The following is a 23,707-nucleotide window of genomic DNA, read 5'->3' as shown; positions in this document are numbered from 1 at the left end:
GTATTTTACCATCCAGAAGAGATATATTGGTCTGTCACAAATTTTTTAAACGTTTTAGTAATGGGTGACATATAACGGCTTTCTAACCAGGCAATACCAATCATACGGAAACAATGTGGTCGACTAATTGGAATTTGTATAATCTTACTTTTGTTGATACCTTTCAAATCAGGTAAAACTGAAACCCCAAGCTCTGCAGCAACTAACCCTGCGACTGTATCTGCCTCATCTCCTTCAAACGTAATTTTTGGCGTGAGGCCTGCATCTAAAAAGAGCCCCTCAACGGTTTCTCTTAAAGAATAACCTTTCTTTAAATGGATGATTGGTTCATATTTTAGTTCTTCGAGTGTAATAGATTTTTTCTTTGCTAGCCGATGGTTTTTAGGTACGACAGCAAAAAGTTCTTCTTCCCATAACTTCATCCAGCCTACCTGATCATCTTTTTCATTAGGTGCAATAAAACATAAATCAATTTGCCCATTATAGAGTTGCTCTAACATGACATGTGAAGCTCCTTGACTAAGTCGGAAATGTGTCTCAGGGTAAGAATCACGGAATTGTGAAATCATATCGGGGATAATGTTGGTACTTAATGTGTGGAGAAAGCCAAGAGAAATCGTTCCAGTATGCGGTTGAATAAGGTCTTGAATTTCTTGCTTAGCTTCTACATATTCTTGAATGATTTTCTCTACTCTTCGCAAAAAAATAACCCCATAAGCATTAAGGTGAATAGCACGCCCTTGTCTTTCAAATAATGGCACGCCTAATTCATCTTCTAACCTTGCAATGGAACGACTTAATGCAGACTGAGAAATCAATAGTTTCTCTGCTGATTGTGTCATATGTTCTGTTTCCGCAAGAGTTCGAAAATAAAGCAGTTGTTGAATATCCATAGACTCACTCTTTTCCATTACATTAATGCATTATTTTTATTATTATAATGCATTATACATATCGATTCAAAGGTGGTACGATGTTTAATATTAAAGAATATGTTAGAAGAACTATTCTAAAAGAAAGAAGAGAACATGAATTGATGAACGGCATACAGCAAGGTACCAACCTTTTTAAAAAAGTGAATATCGCATTTTTTGCAGCGGGTTTTAATACTTTTGCCATACTCTATTGCATGCAACCATTACTACCGGAGTTTTCGAAGATTTTTTCTATTACCCCAGCAGAAGCAAGTCTCTCCCTCTCCCTGACAACAGTAGTTTTAGCGATTAGTATGTTATTTTTTGGGTCTATATCAGAGGTGTGGGGAAGAAAACCGATTATGGTTTATTCCATGTTCATTTCCTCATTTCTGTGTATTTTGACAGCATTTAGTCCTTCTTTTGAGATATTACTTATTTATCGTGTGCTCATTGGTGTGACACTTGCAGGCTTGCCTTCTATTGCAATGGCTTATTTATCTGAGGAAATGGATCCGAAAAGTTTAGGAAAGGCAATGGGCCTTTATATTAGTGGGAATGCCACAGGCGCTGTCTTTGGGCGTGTGTTTACTGGTGTTATTACAGATTACTTCAGCTGGCAAATTGCTATCCTTGGCGTGGGACTGATTGGCTTTATTGCCACAATGTATTTTCAACGAAGTTTACCTGATTCAAAATTCTTTAAACCGAGATTATTAAACCTTCGTTCATTATCCAATTCTTTAATTGACCATCTTAAAGATCCAATGTTGTTAGCTTTGTTTTTTATCGGTTTTTTACTATTAGGCAGCAATGTGGCATTGTTTAACTATGTTGGTTATTTATTAATGAGCGAGCCATTTTCATATAGTCATGCAACGATTGGCTGGTTATTTCTTATTTATTTAATCGGTGTAGTTAGTTCTACAATTAACGCAAAACTTGTTCGTTCTTACGGTAAAGAGAAGATGTTAGTTAGTTATTTCACCTTGGCCATAGTGGGTACAGTTTGTACGGCTATACCTCATATCATCGGCATTCTTTTAGGTTTATCTATCTTTATATTTGGCTTTTTCGGGGCACACGCCATTGCTTCAAGTTGGGTTGGCCAACGAGCAACACATGACAAAGCACAAGCCTCTTCGCTCTATTTATTTCTTTATTATTTCGGCTCTAGTGTCGGTGGCACAGTTGCTGGTTTCTTTTGGTCGCGCTACGAATGGCATGGAGTCATCGGCATGGTTGTCATTTTTCTTATGATAGGATTTGCGCTTGTTGCAAGTCTACAATATATGCAAAAAAACCATGTAGTGTTGAAACAACAGTGGCATTCTTATAAATAAAAATGATTGATGATTGAGCGCTCAATCAAAATTTTTATGAGAGTAATAGGCGATAGTAAAAACCCAATCTGATCAAATCGGATTGGGTTTTTTCATATAAGGAAATGATGGACAAGAGTGGAAAAGCAGAAGTGAAAGCCGAGCGATGGTGGTGTTAGCCTTTTCATTAGTAAATTTTGTTTCCTTGCGCAAATTTAGATTGTTTGCGTTACAACTTGTTACGACATTATTTCACATAGTGGAGACGATCATTAAATAGTAACTGCCAAGCTATCGATAATAGAATTAACTCTTATTAATAAGAACTAACAGCTTTTTTTCTCTCCTCTTTAAATACGTTTCTAGTTAAATCAATAAATGCTTGTAGTGGTGGTGTCATTTGTTTGTTTTTATGCCAAGCTATTTGTGTATAGAGTTGAATGTGTTCGTTTGGCCAAATAACTTCTTTTAATTGACCGTTGTGAAGCTCTTTATTGACGACCATGGCGGGAAGAAAAGCCACACCTAGTCCAGCTATTACACATTGTTTAAGGGCCTCTATACTCACAAACTCAATACTGTTATGCAAAAAGACATTTTCCCCCGCTAAAGTCTGCTCCAATAAAGTGCGATAGGCACATCCGATTTCGGTTAAGAGAAATGATTCATTTTGTAAATCTTTTAGGGTAACGCTTGATTTAATTGCATACTCTGGCGCTGCCACCATTTTTAACTCTTCAATTATTAATGTCTCTGTCAGTAAGGTCTCAGGGGTTTTTCTCACATCCATGATAAAGGCAAGGTCGAGTGTACCATCATCTATAAGTGCTCTTGCTGAATCATCAGAATGGGCAGGTTTAAACGTCAATTTTACATGAGGAAACTGTGATTTAAATAATTGTAAAACTCGTGGAAGTCGGTAAGTACATTGACTTTCTTGTGCGCCAATTGTTAAGGAGGCTGTTCTAAACTGTTTGTCACTTATTTTTTGTAGTGCCTCATCATTTAACCTTAACATTTGGTCAACATACTTCTTGTATTCTTTACCGGTAGCGGTCAAGACAAGCTTTTTTCCCAACCTTTCAAAAAGTGGGTGTTGCAGTTCTGCTTCTAATGCTTTAATTTGAGCGGTTACACTTGATTGTGCAAAATTAAGCATTTTTGCAGTTTTTGTAAAATTCAAAGTAGTGGCCGCTGTTTGAAAGGTCTTTAATTGCTTCATATCCATTTTTTCACCTTCTGCATTGATCGTATTTTTCGATTGATGATATCTATATTATCATCTGTAACTATTAATAGAAACAGATTAAACTTAATATGATAGGAAACTAGAGGAGTGAATCGTAATGAAAATAGCAGTTATATATGGTGGAACACGTAAAAGCGGGAATACTGAATGGTTGACGAAACAAGTGATAAATGGGGTGAAAGTTAAGGAATTTCATTTATCTAACTATCAAATAGATGCTATAAAGGATCATCGACATAGTGAAGGCGGTTTTCCTCTAGTGGATGATGATTATCAACAATTAATTCAAGAAATAATGACATATGAAACGTTAATATTTGCTACACCTATTTACTGGTATAGTATGTCCGGTATGATGAAGAATTTTATCGATCGTTGGTCCCAAACACTCAGGGATCCCGAAATGAAACACTTTAAGAAGTGCATGGAAAATAAACAAGCTTATGTCATAGCTGTTGGTGGAGATCAGCCAACGATCAAGGGATTACCAATGATTCAACAATTTCTGTACATCTTTGATTTTATGGGAATGAAGTTTTTAGGATATATATTGGGTGAAGGAAATAAACCGAGAGATATCGAAAAAGATACGAAGGCAATCAGTGCAGCAAAAGAAATGAATAAAGTTATTTCACAAGGAAATGAGGCATAAAAATGAACAATCAACCCATTAACATTCAAGAAAAACTAACAAAATTTCATACGTTTTGGTCTCCAAAAGTTGTTGCAGAAATGAATAATTATCAATTGAAGGTCGCTAAATTCTCAGGGGAGTTCGTGTGGCACAAGCATGATGATACAGACGAAGTATTTTTGGTAGTTAAAGGTGAATTAACGATTCGCATGAGAGAAGAAGATGTGGTATTAAAGAATGGTGATTTATTCGTTGTCCCTCAGGGAGTAGAACATTGTCCATATGCAAAAGAAGAGTGCCATGTCATATTAATTGAACCGAAAGGAGTGATTAATACAGGAGAGGTGAAATCATCATTGACGGCTGAAAATGATGTTTGGATATAAGATGCAAAAGGGGGCAAAGTGATGGAATTAAGGGAGGTATTAAACGAGCAATTAAATGCATCACATCATGAAAATGGGTGGTTTGTTAGTTTGCTGAATAGCATAACAAACTTGAGTGATGAAGAAGCAAATTGGAAACCGAACGAAGACGTTCATAGTATCCATGAAATCACGACACATCTTCTTTATTATAATGAAAGATACTTGCATCGCTTCAAAGAAGAGCCAGTTGATGAAGCTAAAGAAAATACTTTTCAGTTGGCTGAAGGGGTAACTTTTTCTCACACGAGAGAGAGGATTCATCAATTATATAATGATTGGAAAAAAAACCTAGAAGCAGCGGATGATTTAGTGATGAATAATGCCAGTGAGGCATTGAGTCATCTTTATTTGCATACGGCGTATCATACGGGTCAAATCATCTTGTTGCGCAAATTACAAGGAAAGTGGGATGCATCCCAAGGAGTGGAAGGCTAAGCTTGATTGGGCTACTGTCATCGACTTGTTCTTTCAGATGAAGGTTGCAATCAGTTGCAGGTTAAATATGGGCATGGTATAATTGGTGAAACTTAAATATACAACTACCTTTTGTCTAAAGGGGAGTAGCAGTTACAGTAAAGTCGTCAATACAGGGGCTCTCCCTCGGCTTTATTGGCAACATTCGTTGTTTGCGAGACCTTTACCAAGTTTCTTTGGTAAGGGTTTTTGTCGTGCTTTTAAAAAAGAAACACTAACTCATTTATGAAGGAGTGAAGACTAATGGCTGTGAAAAAATTACTAAAGAGACTCATTCAAAAAGAAGGCGTGAAGTTTTTGAAGAAAAAAGCAGTGCCAATCATAAAAGAACAGTTAAAGAAAAGAAAGGGTAGATAAGGGATGAAAACAAAAGTTTACCTTGCAGCTTTTGGTATGTTGTTAAGCTTGTCTGCGTGTTCGCCAATTGAAGATACAAAAAATACGTTGGCTTACGTAAATGATGTGGAAGATTATATGAATGAGATTACACAGTTTGCCAACGAATTTCCGGAACAAGCAGAGCAAGCGATAACGGATGAGAATGTTGCAGCATCACTGGAAAAAAATGTAGAGGATTTACAAAATGCCATCGATACAATTGAAAACACTGAAGCACCAGAATTAATTGATAGTCTGCATGCTGAGTTGGTGCAACAAAATGAAGCATTATCTACGCATTTAGTTAAGCTTGAGGAAGGTTTGGAGAAAGGGACATTATCTGAGGCATTCATCGAGGACCAAGAATTTATGCAAACAATTAATGACATCACATCTATTTACAATGAAATTGAGAATCTTGGAGAATAGACTCCCGTGATCCTATTAAGTTAAAACAAGCAGAGACTGGGACAAAACAGAGTTGAGCGCTTCGCAAAAGGGAATAGCAAGTCACTCAGAAGGGAAACCGGAGCTGAGCGCTTCGCAAAAGGGAATAGCAAGTCACTCAGGAACAAAACCAGAGCTGAGCGCTTCGCAAAAGGGATTAGCAAGTCACTCAGAAAGAAAACCAGAGTTGAGCGCTTCGCAAAAGGGAATAGCAAATTACTCAGGAACAAAACCAGAGTTGAGCGCTTCGCAAAAAGGATTAGCAAGTCACTCACAAGGAAAACCAGAGCTGAGCGCTTCGCAAAAGGGAATAGCAAGTCACTCAGAAGAAAAACCAGAGCTGAGCGCTTCGCAAAAAGGATTAGCAAGTCACTCAGAAGGGAAACCAGAGCTGAGCGCTTCGCAAAAGGGAATAGCAAGTCACTCAGAAAGAAAACCAGAGTTGAGCGCTTGGCAAAAGGGAATAGCAAATTACTCAGGAACAAAACCAGAGTTGAGCGCTTCGCAAAAGATGTTAGCAAGTCACTCAGAAGAAAAACCAGAGTTGAGCGCTTGGGAAAAGGGAATAGCAAATTACTCAGGAACAAAACCAGAGTTGAGCGCTTCGCAAAAGGGAATAGCAAGTCACTCAGAAGAAAAACCAGAGCTGAGCGCTTCGCAAAAGATGTTAGCAAGTCACTCAGAAAGAAAACCAGAGCTGAGCGCTTCGCAAAAGGGAATAGCAAGTCACTCAGAAGAAAAACCAGAGCTGAGCGCTTCGCAAAAGATGTTAGCAAGTCACTCAGGAACAAAACCAGAGCTGAGCGCTTCGCAAAAAGGATTAGCAAGTTACTCAAAAGGAAAACAAGATCTGAATGCTTCGCAGGATTTTTTTCTGCCGGAAAAATAAGAATATAACAGTAAATATAAAAGAATACGAATCATAATATGTGTTTCTTACTGTCAGCGCCCAGCAAGCTGCTTACACTCTGTTACAATGTTTAGCTACTTCTTCATAAAAGAGAAGAGGTTAGGACAAAAGGTTTGCAGCAACTCAACTAAAAAGGCCGAACTATGATTAGACAAGCTCACACATCGGGAACATGCTACAATAGTTCAGCTTTCTATATTGATAATTTAGCTCATAGATCAATAGGTGATGTTAGTTATGTTTCCTAACCTTTATCATTACTTAATAACTTCTGTCCCAAAACTTTGCGCCTTACTTCATTTTTCATTCATTTTTTCCTCTTAAGGGATAAAGCGCTTTTTCCACCGTTTTAGCGTTTTTTTCAGTGATTTCATTTTTTCTTGGAATGGGATTATATATATCCGATGAATCTTCCCAAGTTTGTGGCAACTTAAATGGAGATTCCTTTTCCCACTTTTCAATCCAATCAGAAGGTAATGGTCCTGTTCCGTTTGAATTTTCAATCATTTCTAACCAAATAAGTGACCAAGCTCTCGGAACTACCCGCCAGATATCATATCCACCCCCACCAACGGCTATCCATCTTCCTTCACAATATTGATGAGCGAGTTGGTGAGCGAGCCTTGGTATTTCTTTATATATTCTCATTGTTGCCGAAAGATGTGTTAACGGATCAAAGTAATGCGCATCAGCACCATTTTGGGTGAAAATAATATCTGGTTTAAAAAACGCTGCTACTTCTTTAAAGGACGTTTCGTATGCATGTAGCCACGAATCATCCTCTGTAAAAGCGTCTAAAGGTATATTAAAAGAATAGCCATATCCATGACTATGACCTCTTTCGTTAATATTCCCTGTTCCGGGAAATAAGTATCTACCGGTTTCATGGATAGATAATGTACATACATTTGGGTCATCATAAAACGCCCATTGTACACCATCACCATGATGAGCATCCGTATCAATATAAAGGACACGGGCATTGTACTTTTCTCGTAAATATTTGATTGCCACTGAGCTGTCATTATAGATACAAAATCCAGATGCCTTACCTCTAAAGCCATGATGAAGTCCCCCGCCTAAATGAAGGGCGTGTTCTGCCTTCCCTTGCATGACATAATCAGCGGCAGTCAATGCGCCTCCAACAAGTAAGCTACTGGCCTCGTGCATTTGAGGGAAAATAGGTGTATCCTCGGTTCCAAGCCCGTAACTCTCTGCCTGCTCTTGGGGAAGCTCATCATTACCTGCTAACTTTACAGCACGAACATAACCTGGATCATGAATGAGTAATAATTCTTCTTCTGTTGCTATTCTAGGTGCAATCATTTGCGTGTCTTTTATCGCATGGATAGATTGTAGTAAATCTAAAGTTAATTTTAAGCGTTGCTGATTAAAAGGGTGCTCAGCATTAAAGCGATAGTTAAGTAATGCATCAGAATATAAAAAAACAGAACGGTCCATGATGTTCACTTCCTTGGATCTATAGGCCAGAGTACAGAATGTCCTTCCTCACGTAATTTGTCTACAAGAGAAAGCGGATTCATTGTTTGGACTCTAAGGACTATAATTTTATAATTACTATCCTCTTTATCTGGATAGACGAGGACACTAAGAATATTGGCTTTTAAATTACGAAATACGGAGGTAACCTCAAATAGCTTACCTGTACGATTAGGCACTCTTACTTCGATTTGTGACCCTGGCTGATGGGCACCTGTTAATTCTACATAAGTATGAAGGAGGTCTGTCTGAGTCACAATGCCGACTAATTGGTTATCGTTGAGAATGGGCATACAACCGATGCGGTGCTCGTAAAGGGTCGCAGCGATATCCTCTACAAAGTCTAATGGGTGTCCAGAAATAATGTCCGTTTTCATAATTCGTTTAATTGGTTGTGAGAGGCCTTCTTTTAATTGAACTGTATCTAGTATAGAAGGCGTCGCATCCCGTATATCTCGATCTGTTACTAAGCCGATCAGGTGATTGGCTTCATCGATAATGGGCAAATGGCGGATTTTTTGATCACGCATGAGTTGGAGTGCATCAGCAATGAGGTGATTTTCTGTAAGTGTAAAGATTTCCTTCTTCATCATTTCTTCAACAATCATTTAAAATCCCCCTTTTTAAGAAAAACTAATACATAAAGCGATTCATAAATCGAAGTTTATCGAACTGTTGAATGGAATCTGTGCTTACCCGATTACCAATCCGGGCCATTAGACAATTAGCGGGATGGGAGCTGATTTCTGGATCATCGGTAGCAAACCAAACAAGTCCCCCTGCATTCATCATCTTTTCCATGATTTTGCGATACTCCCATACGTTTAAACCAGTTCCTTTTAAGTCCCAATGCCAATAATATTCGGTAGTAATAACAATATAATCTTCCATCGCATCATCCATCATCGATACGCGTAAGATACTTTTTCCTGTTCCCGTTCCTCGAAAGGCAGGAATCACTTCTATTGCCCCTAGTTCTATGAGATTATTCATTTTCCCTTCTGACCATCTTTCTAACGGATCTGGATATAAATAAGTCGCATAGCCTACGATCGTATCTCTAAATCTAGCAATAATGATTCTTCCTTCAGGTAAACCAGCAATCTCAATTAAGGCCTTCCTCTGTTGCTCTGGAGGTCTGAAAGCAACAAGATCATGATGAAAGTCATAGGTTTTTAGAACGTCGGCAGATATCGGTCCTTCAATGATTAATTCTCCGTTTGCCGTATTCAGTTTCATCGCATTATACGTTTTCAGATGCTGCAATTCATTCACCGCCTAAAACAAGTAATCTTACTATCTATTATACATAAACTGCTGAAGCGCTTTCATATAAAAAATATAAATTTAATGACAATTTAAAATAATATGTAGATTATATAAAAATTTTAGTGGGAATTGAAACCTTTTTATTTTAATTGCCCTATATTTGATCAATGGAAAGGGAGGATTTAACATAATATTTACGTCAGCCTTTTTAGATTACTCTTAACAGGCAATGTAGCCGTGAAGAAAATCATAGCAATAAAAGAAGTAAGAACGTTTGTTAAAGCTATCAGTATAAAATTAAAAACCCAGAGTAGCTTCAACACCAGATGAAGTAAGGGAGAATGTAAAATCTTACTTCACAGTAGGTAAGTATAAAAAAACAGCTAGCTGATCGAACTGTTGACATTTTTGAAAAAAGTGGCTACACAAGCAAATCCTTTTTTCCTCAACTATCCTTGCCCGTTTACCTTCAGATGTACGCGCAAATCCCTTTTCCTGAGCTATCCCTGATTATAAAAAAATCGTATCAATAACACAGAAGGAATCAGCTTTTAATCGTTATCCCTTCTTAACATACAATTTAATAAGTCTTTATAGATAATTTACTGCCTTATAATTTAAAAAATTGTGAAAAAAAAGTATTTATATTATAATAGTTTAAACAAGTTTAAAGGGGGATAAATGAACATGAAATTGGAAGCGCTGCCAGCAATACAAGGTAACCATAATTTGAAAAATTATGAGGAAGCGTATAATAGTTTTGATTGGACAGAAGCGAAAAAGCAATTTTCTTGGTACGAAACAGGGAAAATGAATTTGGCGTACGAAGCAATTGACCGCCATGCTGAAAGTGATAAGAAAAACAAGGTAGCGCTCTATTATCGTGAAGGTGAGAATAAAGAGAAGTATACCTTTAAAGAGATGAAGGACTTTTCAAACCAAGCGGCTAATGTACTAAAAGCACATGGAGACGTTGAAAAAGGTGATCGCGTATTTGTTTTTATGGGACGTTCACCAGAACTTTACTTCTCAGTTCTTGGCGCAATCAAGCTAGGTGCCATAGTCGGACCACTATTTGAAGCCTTTATGGAGGGAGCAGTAACAGACCGTTTAGAGGATAGCGAAGCAAAAGTCCTTATTACGACTCCTGAACTATTAGATCGTGTACCCGCTGATAAATTACCAAACTTAAAACATATTTTTGTTGTTGGTGAGAATGTAGAAGAAAATGGAAAATTATTAGATTTCCGTAAATATATGCAAAAGGCTAGTAAAGAATTAGAAATTGAATGGGTAGAACCGACAGACGGTCTAATTTTACATTATACTTCTGGTTCCACTGGTAAACCAAAAGGTGTGCTGCACGTTCACAATGCGATGATTCAACATTATCAAACGGCGAAATGGGTATTGGACTTAAAAGAAGATGATGTTTATTGGTGCACGGCTGACCCAGGTTGGGTAACAGGAACTTCTTATGGTATTTTCGGACCTTGGTTGACAGGAACATCAAACCTTATTGTCGGAGGCAGATTTAGCCCAGAAACATGGTATCAGGCGATTGAAGATTATGGTGTTACGGTTTGGTATAGTGCACCAACAGCTTTTCGTATGTTAATGGGCGCTGGGGATGAAGTAGTGAAGAAATTCAACTTAAGCACTCTACGACATGTGTTAAGTGTAGGTGAACCATTGAATCCTGAAGTGGTGAGATGGGGAGTGAAAGTATTCAATAAGCGTATTCATGATACGTGGTGGATGACTGAAACGGGTGCTCAACTCATTTGTAACTACCCAAGCCTAGAAATTAAACCTGGCTCCATGGGTAAACCAATTCCAGGGGTAAAAGCAGCCATTGTCGATGACCAAGGGAATGAACTACCACCAAATCGCATGGGTAATCTGGCCATAAAAAAAGGGTGGCCATCTATGATGCATACCATTTGGAATAATAAAGAGAAATATGATTCTTACTTTATGCCAGGTGACTGGTATGTTTCAGGTGATTCCGCTTATATGGATGAAGATGGATATTTTTGGTTCCAAGGGAGAGTCGATGATGTAATTATGACGTCCGGCGAACGGGTAGGACCATTTGAGGTAGAAAGTAAGCTCATCGAACATCCAGCTGTTGCTGAAGCTGGTGTCATAGGAAAACCGGACCCGGTTCGTGGCGAGATTATAAAAGCCTTTATTGCGCTAATCGATGGTTATGAAGCAACAGATGAACTGAAAGAAGATATTCGTCAATTCGTTAAAAAGGGGTTAGCTGCACACGCTGCACCTCGTGAAATCGAATTCCGCGACAAACTGCCAAAAACACGTAGTGGTAAAATCATGCGCCGTGTATTAAAGGCTTGGGAATTAGATTTACCTACGGGCGACTTATCTACAATGGAAGACTGATCTAACAACCACACACAAGTCATATAGATAGAGTAGTGAGAAAGATTTTTGGGTTTTTTGAAATTGCGGGTCAATGATAGGGGATTCCTCTCTTATTGACTCGTTTTTTAGTATTTGAGGAAAGTTTTTTAGGAAAGCAACATTTTATGCTATCTACACATAAAAGTGTGGTTAATAGCTATAATGAATGTTCTCCTTGTTTTAATAGATGTTTAAAGTGGGAATTATTATTTACATATACGTAAATATTTGATAAATTAATCTAACCTCTTTTTTATAACCACAATAGAATGCAAAACAAAATGGCCACAGCCCTATAGAATATAGAGCAATGGCCGCTTAAAATTTATGTTATTTTCAAGGTCGGCAGTCAATTGCTTCACAATTTTATTTAGTACATATTTAGAAATTAATTTAAATCATTATTATATTCATTATGCGAAGCTTCATCTTTAATTTCTGAGCGTAAACCGTCGATACTTTTTCTCCGTCTTTCATTTTTATCCAATATTTCATTTTTTTCTTGGGTACTCAACTCTTCTGAGTGAGCTTTAGTGTAGTCCTCAGCTTCATTAATATTCTGAAGTGTATTGTCAATGTTATTTTGAATTTTTCTCACATTATCTGAACGGTTGTCTGGTTTGGCATTCGTCATATTATTCCTCCTAAGATTAATTCTTTCAGTATTTTCTCCTAACACTTCGGAAATATTCTTACTAAGTTTTTTTCGCTATATAATGGATCATAAATTGATTTATGGTGCCCGTTTTCTAGACTATTTTCGTTAAATATTTTATACAAAAAATTGAATAAGTAGAAATTTTTTTAGAAAAGATAAGATGTAATGTAGTTTGATTTTTAATTGATATGAAGAAGAAAAACTCTACTTAATTGCTATTACACTCCTCTTAAAAGATATTGAGAATCCTTCCGTACATCAAAAGATACTCACTCTTTCCATTTCATAACACACATTTTTGATGGCTGCAGTGACGAATCCCTAATTCATCTATTCATATATCCTTTACCCGGTGTTATGTGAAAACTCTCCTATGAATATCTATTAAAACTTTATCCTTTCTTTGCAATAAAAAAATCCCCTCCAAGTAGCATTCTTCCTTCATGGTAAGATGAAGGCTTTTTTGAATATCTACTTTAAGGGGACATTAATCAACTGGTAAACTTTAATAGTACCACTTCAAGAATGATTTACTTTGTTTAGTTATTTTAGGGTAGTAACAAATGTCATTGTGTTTTTTTCTATAAAAAAACTCTTTCTTACATGCCCGATTATCTGTCTCTTTTCGTATTCTTCAGCTTTGATTTTAGACTATCGCCAATTAATACTAATCAAACGGAATTTACACCAGGTGTTTAATTTTGTGCGAATGACATCTCTTTTGATTTGAGTTGAAAATGAAATGGCCAGATTCATTCTATTCTTCATCACTCGTATCCGGTTGATCTTCTTCCGCAGGAGGATTTTCTGTTTCACCTTGAGGCTTTTCCTCTTCCAGTTTTTCTTCTGGTTTGCTATCCGTTTCTGTTTCCTTATCTGTTTGTTCCTCTTTAGGCTCGTTTTCTTTTACTTTGTCCTCTTGTTTTGGCTTCTCTTCTTCCTTCACTTTGCCAACTTGGACTTTGCTTGAAGGTGAAGATTCATTACCGGCAATATCAACTGCTGTAACATGGTACTCACCATTGCCACCTTTATAGCCTAAGGAGTCACCGGCTTTTATACTGGCTACTTTTTTACCGTCTTTATATACACGATAACCAATGACGTCATTTTCAGGATGTTGCCCCCAAGTGATGGAGTTACCTGATGCTTTAGCATTTGGTGCAGCTGGCTTTTTGCCATTTTCACTCATTTTATCGGCTGCAACGAGTACTTTAGCCCATTTATCCCTTTTCGGCAATAAATCACTTGGGTTCGCTCTAATGCCAAATAGTTTTTCAATATAATCGGCATCTATGACCATACCAGGCTCAGAAAATTCCGCTGGTGTGGATTCAAGTGCCAAATACTTTTTATCCCCTATATAGACAATTCTACCTGTTCCAAGACTATCATCTGATTTAGACGGAACATATTTTGCATTAAAGATGTCAGTATCAACAAGTCCTGCTTCAGAGCAAGCTTGAGAAGGGATTAAACCACTAATTGCACAGAATGAGCGACTGACTATACCATCAGGTCGTTTAAAGGTTTTATCTGGCTTCATGAGTTCAGGATTTACATCATAAGCAGCGTTCATCAAATCAGCCCATAAGTAATTATTACGTGCGCTATAAGATAAACTACCACTTGCTTTTAGAGACTTAGGCGTATCGTAGCCACTCCATAGACCAGCGGTTACATTTGGGTTAGACGCGACGAACCATGCATCTTCAAAGTTATTACCTGTCCCTGTTTTTCCTGCCCAATCGGCACTAAATTTTAAACGGTTTTTAACAGCAGTGGCTGTCCCACTATTAATAACCCCACGCATCACATCTATTGTTAAGTAAGCTGTTTGCGGAGTAAAGACTTCTACTTCCTTCGTTTCATGCTCGTAGATGACATTGCCTTCTTTATCAGTAATCTTATCAATCATATAAGCATCTACGAATTTACCGTTATTAGCAAATGTAGTAAATGCATTCGTATTTTCCTCAACGGAAACACCATTTGTTAATGAACCTAATGCAGCTGATCTATTCGTTTTATCTTCTGCGGTTAATGTGGTTATACCCATCTTTTCAAGATATTGTGCCGGATTTTGGCTCAAAATATCGGTATAAAGTTTAACCGCTGGGACGTTATAAGATTGTTCAACGGCATACCTTGCTGAAACTAAACCATGGTAGGTAAAAGAATAGTTTTTTGGCCAATAGTCACTTGAACCTGGATTTAAGCGCAGTGGCACATCGGGAAGAATACTTCCTGGTTGTGCTGCACCAAGTTCGAATGCAGGACCATAAACAAGTAATGGTTTCATGGTTGAGCCGTTTGGTCTTAACGTATCGGTTGCATGGTTAAGGTCTTCATTTAAGGATACACCCTTGCCACGACCACCAACAAAGCTCAGAATTTTCCCTGTACTGTTTTCAATAAGTTGTCCACCAACCTCCACTGGTTCCATTACTTCTTTTTCTTCACCATCGATTACATAGGTTGCACTTTTGGCTGGGCCGTAGTTAGGATAATCTTTAACAACTTTTTGCCAAGCTTCATAAATATCTTTATCAATAGTTGAGTGAACATGATAACCATTCTGTCTTAATGCTCGATCAGCTAAAATAAGATATTCGTTTTTAAGGTCACCAGTTAAATCAGCTTCTTCATAGCCATCTTGTTCTGCTAAGATGGATGCTAAAAGCTCCTTGGCGCGGTCTTGAATTTCATAAGTTAAATAAGGGTATTTTTCAATTGCATCATCATTTTTCGGTTTTCTAAAGTCAGCAACAATATCATACTCACTAGCTTCTTTATATTCTTTTTCAGTAATCCTTTCATCATCGTACATTCTCTTAAGTACGACTTTCATACGATCAATGCCTGGTTGTAGAGACTCTTCATCCTTTAAGCCACCACCTTGTTGGAATGGTGTATAACCAAAAGGTGACTGAGGCATACCAGCAATAAAAGCTGCTTGCGGAATAGATACATCTTTAGCATCAACACCAAATAAACCTTGAGCAGCAGCCTGAACGCCAGCGATATTTCTACCTTCCGCATTTCGGCCAAAAGTAGAGACATTTAAATAAGCTTCAAGAATCTCCTCTTTATCAAAATAATTCTCTAACCTTAATGCGAGTAAGATTTCTTTTGCTTTTCGATCAAAAGAAACTTCGTTTGTTAAGATCTGGTTTTTTATCAGTTGCTGAGTTAATGTACTTCCTCCAGATTGAGTAGAGGCGTTAGTTACTTCTTGAAACAGTGCACGTAGGATAGCTTTTGGCACTACACCTTCGTGCTCATAAAAGTACTCATCCTCTGTGGCAATAACAGCATCTCTCAAATATGGTGAAACATTTTCTAGCTTCACTTCTTCTCTTTCAAGGTCCGTTCTTACATTTCCTAAATATACATCACCAGCGAAATATAATTTTGAGGTTTCCTCATAATTATAGATATCTTTTTGCATATTTTCATAAGAACGAAGGGGTTCATCTTTAACAAGAGAAGCAAAATAGCCAATACCTGTGGCACCTGCAAATGCCCCACCTAAGATAACGGTAATTGCAAGTATTAATAATAAGTTCCATATAACTTGATATGTAATACGTGCGCCTTTTTTGGTTTTATTATGAGTTAAAAAACCGAACGCGGCTTTTGCTTTTTCTTTTATCTTGCTGAAGGTCTCATTCATTCGTTCATCCCTCCTAAAATCAAATACATTATAGCATAACCTAACAGGTAATATGACAAGGTTCGTCATAAAGTACAAAATTCATATTTTTCCTATTGGGATGAAAAAAAGTTAAAAAAACGTCATATTGACATTGGTTATTCTTTTATGATAAAAATGCATTATTACGATTCAATTTAATATTAGCGTTGATGGGTCATAAGTAGTCATTCTATCCCTGTTTTCAGAAAGTCGACGGTTTGCTGTGAGTCGATACAAATAGAAGTGCGAAATACCTCCCGGAGCTTTTACTGCGAATGAATATATCTAGTAGTAGTAAACGGTATTTCCGTTATCAGTGAAGAGTGGAGAATAATAGTGTTCTCAAACTGGGTGGTACCGCGCAAAGAAATGCGTCCCTGCAATGAGCAGGGGCGTATTTTTTTTGGATAAAAATTTATCTTTTATGAAATAAAGGAGGAAAAGTGGATGAATTTATTAGAAGATTTACAGTGGAGAGGCATTATTTATCAACAAACAGATGAAGAGGGGATGAAGGATCTTTTAGAAAAAGAAAAGATTTCCTTATATTGTGGGATGGATCCGACTGGTGATAGTATGCATATTGGTCATTTATTACCCTTCTTAACATTGAGAAGGTTTCAAAATGCTGGGCATCGTCCGATTGTGTTAGTAGGGGGGGCAACTGGGTTAATTGGTGATCCAAAGGCGACAGAAGAAAGAACACTACAAACGATTGAGAAAGTACAAGAAAATGTTGCTTCTTTATCACAGCAATTAGAACGTATTTTTGATTTTGAAGGAGATAATGGAGCGACATTAGTCAATAATTACGACTGGACATCGAGTATGAATATTGTCACTTTCCTCAGGGATTACGGTAAACATATTGGGGTTAACTATATGTTAGCTAAAGATACGATTGCTAAAAGATTAGAATCAGGTATTTCTTTTACGGAATTCACTTATACGATTTTACAAGGGATGGACTTTAAGCATCTTTATGAAAATCATCAATGTAAAATTCAAATTGGCGGCAGTGATCAGTGGGGTAATATTACAACTGGGCTTGAGCTTATCCGTAAAATGGTTGGAGAAGGTGCAAAAGCATACGGTATGACCATTCCGCTTGTGACAAAAGCTGACGGTACGAAGTTTGGAAAAACAGAAGGTGGAGCCATTTGGTTAGATGCCGAAAAAACATCACCTTATGAGTTTTATCAGTTCTGGATTAATACAGCAGATGCAGATGTCATTAAATACTTGAAATACTTCACATTCCTATCACGTGAAGACATCGAAGCTTTGGAAGTAGCTGTCCAAGAAGAGCCTCATTTACGTAAAGCACAAAAGGCATTAGCAGAAGAAATGACGAGACAAATACATGGTGAAGCAGCATTGAACCAAGCGCTGAAAATTACTGAAGCCTTATTCAGTGGACAAATTAAAGAGTTAACCGCTGCGGAAGTAAAGGAAGGGTTTAAGGATGTTCCTTCTTATCAACATACTGGAGAGGGCAATATTGTTGACTTACTTGTAGAGGCTAAAATTTCGCCTTCTAAAAGACAAGCGAGAGAAGACGTAACGAACGGTGCAATCTACATTAACGGTGATCGTATGCAACAGGTTGATTATCAGTTGAGTGAGCAAGATAAAATAGAGGGTCAATTTACAGTTATTCGTCGCGGGAAGAAGAAATATACATTAATTCAATATTAAAATGAAGTAGCCTATTTCTAAAAATTAGAGATAGGCTACTTATCTTTAGTAAACAGTTTTTCTGCATTTTTTTAATGCTATTAAGCGTATTAAGCGTGGCCGATTATAGCGTTGTACGATAATAATAGGTAAATTAAATATTAATGCATAGGCAATCATTACCCAACCTGCCCAAATGGGGTTCCAAATGAAAAATAAACATGCAGGTGGTATGGATAGCCAGTGGGTGAGCTCTGCTCTTCTAGATTCATATAAGAAAACTTCAAGGTCTGACAGAGAAACACCCTGTAAGTTTTGTTTTTCGTATCCTTTAGAAATAATATGCTTACCATCTGGAATTTTATGTTTCCACTGTCTTACCTTAACCAGCCATTGCCAAAGCTCTCCGTTTTTCTCCCATTTTTTTGATTGATAAAGATGAGAATCATTTTTAAACCAACGGAGTGGTAGAGAAGCTAGTAAAAGAGATAAACTGATGTGAATGAAACCCCATGCAAGAATATTAACTGTCAAAAGAGCGAGTGGTGTAAGGGTGAAAATCGGAAAAATATTCATACTTTTACCTTCCTACCACGCCAGTTCACCCTTTTTTTAATTCGCGTTAAATAAAGAGAATATACAAATGTTAGTGTAAAGAAACAAAATAAAAATGGATAAAGGACAATACTCGCTATATGAAAACGACCGATTTTTTGAGACTGCAAAATAAGATGATAGATGTAAAGAAGATAAAATCCTAATGAAATAAGTAATAAGCTAAGACTGCTTTGCCATAGTGACAATAAGATGAATGCAACGGAAGAAAAGGCACCGGCAATCCATAAACTTATTAGTATGGTAATAAAAGAATGAGTAGCCTTTGAAGCTGTAGCAAAGCTTTTAGTCCAACCTTCAATCAAACCTTTGATCCCCTCTGGGTACATACGAAAGCTGATAAGGTCTTTACCGCTAATACAATGGACTGGGAATCCCTCTTTACTAAAAATTCCTCCTAACACAAGATCATCCATAATCGCTTCCCCGACTTTTTGATGCCCGCCTGTCTGTAGATATTCATGTGTATTACATAAGATACACGGACCGAATGCACCTGCAGGTGGTATTTTTTGACGAAAAATGGTAAAGACATTCATGCCTGCAAAAACAATCATATTAAATAGTAAGGATAAGTTTTCATAGGATTTTTTAATACGATGAAAAGGCTGTACAGAGAGAATACCGGTTTTTCCGTATCGTTCATATGTTTGCATTAAATTCTGCAAGCTATCAGGATGTTCAAAGAATGTATCAGCATCAAGGAATAATAAGAAATCACCATTCGCTTCGTTCGCGCCAAGCCAGCAGGCCGCTGACTTTCCTTTCCAATTTTCTCTTAATGTGTTGGTATTTAAAACCTTTGCACCGTAATGCATAGCAATAGAAGCTGTGCTATCTACCGAACCATCATCGATGACAATAATTTCTCTTGGCTGCATAATTTGTTGCTGTAATGAAGTGAGTAAGTTCGGCAATCGTTTCGCTTCATTTCGTGCGGGTATAATGATAGATACCTGTTCTATAAGCGGTGAAACCAGTTTTGTACTTTTTTTTTCAGCAGTGGGAATTTCCCATAACATTAGCTTCCCAGAAAGGAGGCCAAATATAATGAACAAGACAAGTACGGTGAGAATACCGGTCAGAACCATGAATGTTACGCCCTTTCTTTTTCAGCAGTCATTATTTTATCACGCACTTGCATACCGCTAAGTGTGACCATCGGCATACCGCCACCTGGGTTTACGGTTCCGCCTGTGAAAAATAAATTCTTATACTTTTCACTTTGTTTAGGGTGTTTAAAGCCTTTGTTTTTGCTCTTATCAGAAACGGTTCCATAGATAGAACCACGATGAGAGTTGTATTTTTCTTTGATATCTTCAGGCGTCCAAAAATCCTCTGTAACAATGGATTGGCGTAAATTAGTCAATCCCATTTCTTCTAATTTAATGAGTACAGTCGTCCTTAAGTGCAAATAATCCTCTTTTGTGAAGGGCTGATCTTGGATATACGGGATATGTGGCAGCACTTTAAGATTTTCATGGCCAACTGGAGCCTGACTTGGGTCTGTTTTATTGACATTGACTAAATAGATCGTTGGATCATCTGGTAGTTGTTTTTTATGAAATATTTTATTCATCTGCGTCTTTAAATCTCTTGAGAAAAAGAAATTATGATGACGTAATTGTGGGTATTGATTTTTAACACCAAGATGAATCACTAAACCTGAGCTAGAGGGCTCAAACTTTTTTTCAAGTTTATTAATGTAGCCTATGTTTTCATTCAATAAAAATTGATAGGTTGGAATGACTTCCATATTGGAAATATAATAATCAGCCTTTAGGGTGGTACCATCTGCTAGAATGGCTTCTGTGACTTTATTTTTGCTAGTAGATAATTTTGTTACCTCTTGACCGTGGTAAATATGAACACCAATTTCTTGAGCAAGTTTTGTTAAACCTTCTGCAATTTTGTGCATACCACCAGGCACATACCATACCCCTTGCTTATGCTGCATATAAATCATCATATTAAGTATAGCTGGTGCATCATAAGGTGAAGAGCCAACATATTTGATAAAATAAGAGAGCATTCTCTTGAGATGATGATGACTAATATGATGCTCGATGGCATCATACATCGTGGAAAATAAATCAAACCCTCTAAGTGAGCGGATGATTCCGTGATGTTTGATTACTTCTAATGTTGAATCAAGCCCATGCTTATAGTAACCTTCATTAGTCATTTCATATAACCCTTTACAATAATGAAGGAACTGCTCATATTCTTCTATATCCTTGGATGTTAAATCATCATTTTCAGTGAGCATTTGTTCTAAATTTGAGAAGAGATCAAGCATTTTTCCATCTGGAAAGAAAGCACGCCATTGGTGTGCTACTTCCTTTATTGGAATATATTCAGACATCTGTTTGCCACTGCCGTTAAACAATCTTTCAAAAATATGCGGCATGGTTAAAATACTTGGTCCAAGATCAAAACCAAACCCATCTTGCTCAAGCCTATTTAATTTTCCACCGAGGTGAGCATTTTTTTCATATAATGAAACTTGAAAACCGCTCTGTGCTAAGGAAATACTAGTGGACAGTCCGCCGAGTCCACCGCCGATGACAATGGCTGTTCGCTTCATTAATTATCCCCCTTAATTAGCTAAATCCATTCTTGTATTATTTAATATATCCGCCACATCATCATAGATCATCGCATGCTTTTCTTTAAAACAGTTATATTGTTTGTTTCTAATTTGTGCTAAGTAGCTTCTATAAACTCTTGCAGCGGATAATACTTGGAATTGAGAGTCACGATCAAATAGATGATAGCTCGTTTCAAAGCTGTCATATTCGCTTTCAGCCTTTTGGGCAAGTTCCTCCCATATTGAAATAAATGAAGGGTTAATCACACCTCTTGAAAGTTCTCCAGTTGAATATTGATATTTTACTAGCAAATTTTCTGGGATATATATACGTTGATGATTGCGATAATCTTCACCAATGTCTCGTAAAATATTTGTTAATTGCATAGCATTTCCTAATTTAATAGCTATTGGTCTTAGTTGTTGGTAATGCGTCTTAGCGATAATAGGTAGCAGCATAAGGCCGACAGTTCCGGCTACATGATAACTATACTTCAACAACTCATCTATTGTACGAGGGGCTTTGAAGGAAATATCCATTGCTTGTCCTTCTAATTGTTCAAAAAAAGGTTGAATATTCATTTCATAGCGGTTAAATACATCTCGTAATGCTCTCCATAAAGGTAAATCTAGCTCCTTATTATGTTGAAACAGGACAAGTTCATCGTGTAGTTGCTCCAGACGGTTAACTTTTTCCGCCGTACTGTCATGAAGGTCGACTGCATTATCTGCCATTCTACAAAAAGCATAAATGGCATACACTGCATTCGCTTTTTCCTTCGGTAGATGAGAAAAGGTATAGTAAAAACTATTTGAATAGTTTTGAATGATTTTTTCACAATAATAATAATCGGCTAATAGCTGCTGATTCATTACATGCCCCCCTTAAATTTTCTCGTATGCTTTCTCGTCATCTAATATAAGCTCCTCTGAGGCAATTTTTGCTGATAATAATACAATCGGTACGCCTGCGCCAGGATGTGTACTACTACCGGTAAAGTAAAGATTTTCACAATAAGTAGCTTTACTTTGCGGGCGTAAGTGATTGCTTTGGGTCAAATTTGGTCTTAATCCAAAACACGCTCCATTATAAGCGTTAAATCGATGTTTGAAATCCATTGGAGTGATATGTGTTTCAGAAATAATGTGTTCTTCAATATCTTCGAATCCAGGCATGGTTGATAATTTTTTCATGACTTGCTCGCGGTAGTGTTGCGAGGTTTCATGCGTCCATTCATCCTTAGCTGTAGAGAGCTCAGAAACAGGAACAAGTATATAGAGACCATCTTTATCTTTAGGTGCCATTGTTTCATCAAGTTTTGAGCCGATATAAACATAAAAAGAGGGGTCATTTAATTGATTACCTTCGAATATATCGTCAATGTTTCTCTTTAAAGATTGACTAATATAAAAATTATGGACAGTGTCTAGTTGCTCCACTTTTTTATCCAACCCTATATACATGAGAAAGCAGGAACATGAATATTTCATTTGATCAATCTTTTTATCTGTATATTTCTTTCCTTTAGTGCGCTGATCTTGAATGAGGTGTTTCATGGCATGAGGAAAGTCTGCGTTGCACATAACATAATCAGAATGGACAACTTGGTTGTTTGCCTGTATACCATATGCTTTGCCATTTTTTATTAAGATCTGTTGCACGTCGCAGTTGTAATTAATTTTACCTCCTAGTTCTAAGAAAAGTTTTTCCATTGATTTTGCCATCGTATGCATTCCACCTTTTATAAACCAGACCCCATAAAGTATTTCAATCATTGGGATAATCGTATATAAAGATGGTCCAGTATAAGGAGAAACCCCAATATATAATGTTTGGAAGCTCAGCATACTTTTTATTTTGTCATTTTTGATGTACTTTCCAATAAATGAATCTGCACTATCTAATGTTCTTAATTTGAGAGCTTGCCTCAATACTTTGGGGTTGTAAAAATCTTTTCCATTCCTAAAAGGTTTTTGTAGAAAGTGTTCTTTGGCAACTAAAAACCGTTTGTATATTTTTTCTAAATAGGTGAGGAATCCTTGGGCATCTTTCTCATCAATATCTTCAAGTGTTTTCATTAATTCAACTAAGTTTGAGGATATTTCATAATGATCTTGAGACTGTTCACTGAAGAAAACAGCGTACATCGGATCGAGTTTTTGCATAGGAATATAATCATCAGGATCTCTTCCGGCAAGTTCAAATATCTCTCTGTATAGTTCGGGCATCATCACGATAGTCGGCCCGAGGTCAAATGTGAAGCCATCTTTTTCGATACGATTCATTTTACCTCCAGGATTACTATCTCTTTCATAAATTTCTACATCATAGCCTGCTTTTTGTAATCGTATCGCACTAGCTAATCCTGCAACACCTGCTCCGATGACTACCACACTTTTTGTCTTTTCCATTGCTTCGCTCCTTTTTTTTCTGTACCTAATGAAAAGGAGAAAGTCTAGAATTTAAGTGACACATATGTCACTTAAGTTAAAAAAAACCTTTCCTTTTACAATAGAT

The 23,707-nt window shown here is 37.1% G+C and carries 20 protein-coding genes and 1 other annotated feature; of the genes, 8 read left to right on the top strand and 12 right to left on the bottom strand.

The genetic code is table 11. The annotated features are described in order from the left end of the window. Positions 1-5 precede the first annotated feature (5 nt). Positions 6-893 carry a LysR family transcriptional regulator gene (locus tag MKX83_RS18115; RefSeq protein ID WP_095372235.1) on the bottom strand — a complete coding sequence of 296 codons (888 nt, stop codon included), beginning with the start codon at positions 891-893 and terminating at the stop codon, positions 6-8. 143 nt (positions 894-1,036) lie between these two features. On the opposite strand from MKX83_RS18115, the gene MKX83_RS18110 reads away from it, so the two are divergent. After that, positions 1,037-2,257 (top strand): MFS transporter, encoded by a 1,221-nt coding sequence (locus tag MKX83_RS18110; protein ID WP_095373627.1) that lies wholly within the window; start codon positions 1,037-1,039, stop codon positions 2,255-2,257. Positions 2,258-2,552: 295 nt separating this feature from the next. On the opposite strand, the gene MKX83_RS18105 is transcribed toward MKX83_RS18110, so the two are convergent. Continuing rightward, the gene (locus MKX83_RS18105) at positions 2,553-3,464 is read right to left on the bottom strand and encodes a LysR family transcriptional regulator (protein WP_307316763.1); all 912 of its coding nucleotides are present in this window, start codon (positions 3,462-3,464) and stop codon (positions 2,553-2,555) included. A gap of 118 nt (positions 3,465-3,582) precedes the next feature. Here MKX83_RS18105 and MKX83_RS18100 point away from each other — a divergent pair, with 118 nt between their 5' ends. The 5 genes from MKX83_RS18100 to MKX83_RS18080 all read left to right on the top strand — a co-directional run bounded on the left by MKX83_RS18100 (position 3,583) and on the right by MKX83_RS18080 (position 6,735). Beyond that, the gene (locus MKX83_RS18100; protein ID WP_341056871.1) at positions 3,583-4,137 is read left to right on the top strand and encodes a flavodoxin family protein; all 555 of its coding nucleotides are present in this window, start codon (positions 3,583-3,585) and stop codon (positions 4,135-4,137) included. A gap of 2 nt (positions 4,138-4,139) precedes the next feature. Continuing rightward, positions 4,140-4,505, top strand: coding sequence for a cupin domain-containing protein (locus tag MKX83_RS18095; RefSeq protein WP_095372238.1), 366 nt, complete (start codon positions 4,140-4,142; stop codon positions 4,503-4,505). A 21-nt stretch (positions 4,506-4,526) separates the two neighbouring features. Continuing rightward, positions 4,527-4,982 (top strand): DinB family protein, encoded by a 456-nt coding sequence (locus MKX83_RS18090; RefSeq protein WP_095372239.1) that lies wholly within the window; start codon positions 4,527-4,529, stop codon positions 4,980-4,982. Positions 4,983-5,381: 399 nt separating this feature from the next. Beyond that, positions 5,382-5,828, top strand: a complete 447-nt coding sequence (locus tag MKX83_RS18085) for a DUF6376 family protein (RefSeq protein ID WP_307316769.1) — start codon at positions 5,382-5,384, stop codon at positions 5,826-5,828. 52 nt (positions 5,829-5,880) lie between these two features. Continuing rightward, positions 5,881-6,735 carry a hypothetical protein gene (locus tag MKX83_RS18080; protein ID WP_341056865.1) on the top strand — a complete coding sequence of 285 codons (855 nt, stop codon included), beginning with the start codon at positions 5,881-5,883 and terminating at the stop codon, positions 6,733-6,735. 324 nt (positions 6,736-7,059) lie between these two features. Here MKX83_RS18080 and MKX83_RS18075 read toward each other — a convergent pair whose 3' ends face one another. Genes MKX83_RS18075 through MKX83_RS18065 form a run of 3 tightly spaced genes read right to left on the bottom strand, consistent with a single transcriptional unit; the run spans position 7,060 to position 9,522 of the window. Further along, on the bottom strand, positions 7,060-8,217 hold the full coding sequence (locus tag MKX83_RS18075) for an acetoin utilization protein AcuC (protein WP_341056863.1): 1,158 nt from the start codon (positions 8,215-8,217) through the stop codon (positions 7,060-7,062). 5 nt (positions 8,218-8,222) lie between these two features. Continuing rightward, positions 8,223-8,864, bottom strand: coding sequence for an acetoin utilization AcuB family protein (locus tag MKX83_RS18070; protein ID WP_307316775.1), 642 nt, complete (start codon positions 8,862-8,864; stop codon positions 8,223-8,225). Positions 8,865-8,889: 25 nt separating this feature from the next. Then, positions 8,890-9,522, bottom strand: a complete 633-nt coding sequence (locus MKX83_RS18065; protein WP_095372243.1) for a GNAT family N-acetyltransferase — start codon at positions 9,520-9,522, stop codon at positions 8,890-8,892. Positions 9,523-10,212: 690 nt separating this feature from the next. Here MKX83_RS18065 and acsA point away from each other — a divergent pair. Further along, the gene (acsA, locus tag MKX83_RS18060) at positions 10,213-11,931 is read left to right on the top strand and encodes an acetate--CoA ligase (protein ID WP_095372244.1); all 1,719 of its coding nucleotides are present in this window, start codon (positions 10,213-10,215) and stop codon (positions 11,929-11,931) included. Between the two features lie 409 nt (positions 11,932-12,340). Here acsA and tlp read toward each other — a convergent pair whose 3' ends face one another. Together tlp and MKX83_RS18050 are read right to left on the bottom strand one after the other, a co-directional pair. Further along, positions 12,341-12,586, bottom strand: coding sequence for a small acid-soluble spore protein Tlp (gene tlp, locus MKX83_RS18055; protein ID WP_341056859.1), 246 nt, complete (start codon positions 12,584-12,586; stop codon positions 12,341-12,343). 781 nt (positions 12,587-13,367) lie between these two features. Continuing rightward, a complete protein-coding gene (locus tag MKX83_RS18050) occupies positions 13,368-16,286 on the bottom strand; it encodes a transglycosylase domain-containing protein (RefSeq protein ID WP_341056857.1) in 2,919 nt (972 codons plus the stop codon). Between the two features lie 179 nt (positions 16,287-16,465). Continuing rightward, positions 16,466-16,689, top strand: a binding site (T-box leader). Between the two features lie 65 nt (positions 16,690-16,754). Between MKX83_RS18050 and tyrS the strand changes: the two genes are divergently transcribed. Further along, positions 16,755-18,005, top strand: coding sequence for a tyrosine--tRNA ligase (tyrS, locus tag MKX83_RS18045; RefSeq protein ID WP_095372248.1), 1,251 nt, complete (start codon positions 16,755-16,757; stop codon positions 18,003-18,005). A gap of 45 nt (positions 18,006-18,050) precedes the next feature. On the opposite strand, the gene MKX83_RS18040 is transcribed toward tyrS, so the two are convergent. The 5 genes from MKX83_RS18040 to MKX83_RS18020 are packed head-to-tail and all read right to left on the bottom strand — an operon-like array spanning position 18,051 to position 23,601. After that, complete coding sequence (locus MKX83_RS18040; RefSeq protein ID WP_095372249.1) at positions 18,051-18,560, bottom strand: glycosyl-4,4'-diaponeurosporenoate acyltransferase CrtO family protein; 510 nt, start codon at positions 18,558-18,560, stop codon at positions 18,051-18,053. Then, entirely contained in the window at positions 18,557-19,690 is a 1,134-nt protein-coding gene (locus tag MKX83_RS18035; RefSeq protein WP_095372250.1) for a glycosyltransferase family 2 protein, read from the bottom strand. The genes MKX83_RS18040 and MKX83_RS18035 overlap by 4 nt, the downstream gene beginning before the upstream one ends. 5 nt (positions 19,691-19,695) lie before the next feature. Then, entirely contained in the window at positions 19,696-21,186 is a 1,491-nt protein-coding gene (locus MKX83_RS18030; RefSeq protein WP_307316789.1) for a phytoene desaturase family protein, read from the bottom strand. A gap of 12 nt (positions 21,187-21,198) precedes the next feature. Next, positions 21,199-22,062: a phytoene/squalene synthase family protein gene (locus MKX83_RS18025; RefSeq protein ID WP_307316792.1), complete on the bottom strand. Its 864-nt coding sequence runs from the start codon at positions 22,060-22,062 to the stop codon at positions 21,199-21,201. A gap of 12 nt (positions 22,063-22,074) precedes the next feature. After that, positions 22,075-23,601 (bottom strand): phytoene desaturase family protein, encoded by a 1,527-nt coding sequence (locus MKX83_RS18020; protein WP_095372253.1) that lies wholly within the window; start codon positions 23,599-23,601, stop codon positions 22,075-22,077. Between the last annotated feature and the right edge of the window lie 106 nt (positions 23,602-23,707).

The organism is Cytobacillus sp. FSL M8-0252, assembly GCF_038007345.1.
Classification (GTDB): domain Bacteria; phylum Bacillota; class Bacilli; order Bacillales; family Cytobacillaceae; genus Cytobacillus; species Cytobacillus kochii.
The sequence above is the reverse complement of the archived record's forward strand: the minus strand, read 5'-3'. Positions and strand labels throughout refer to the sequence as shown.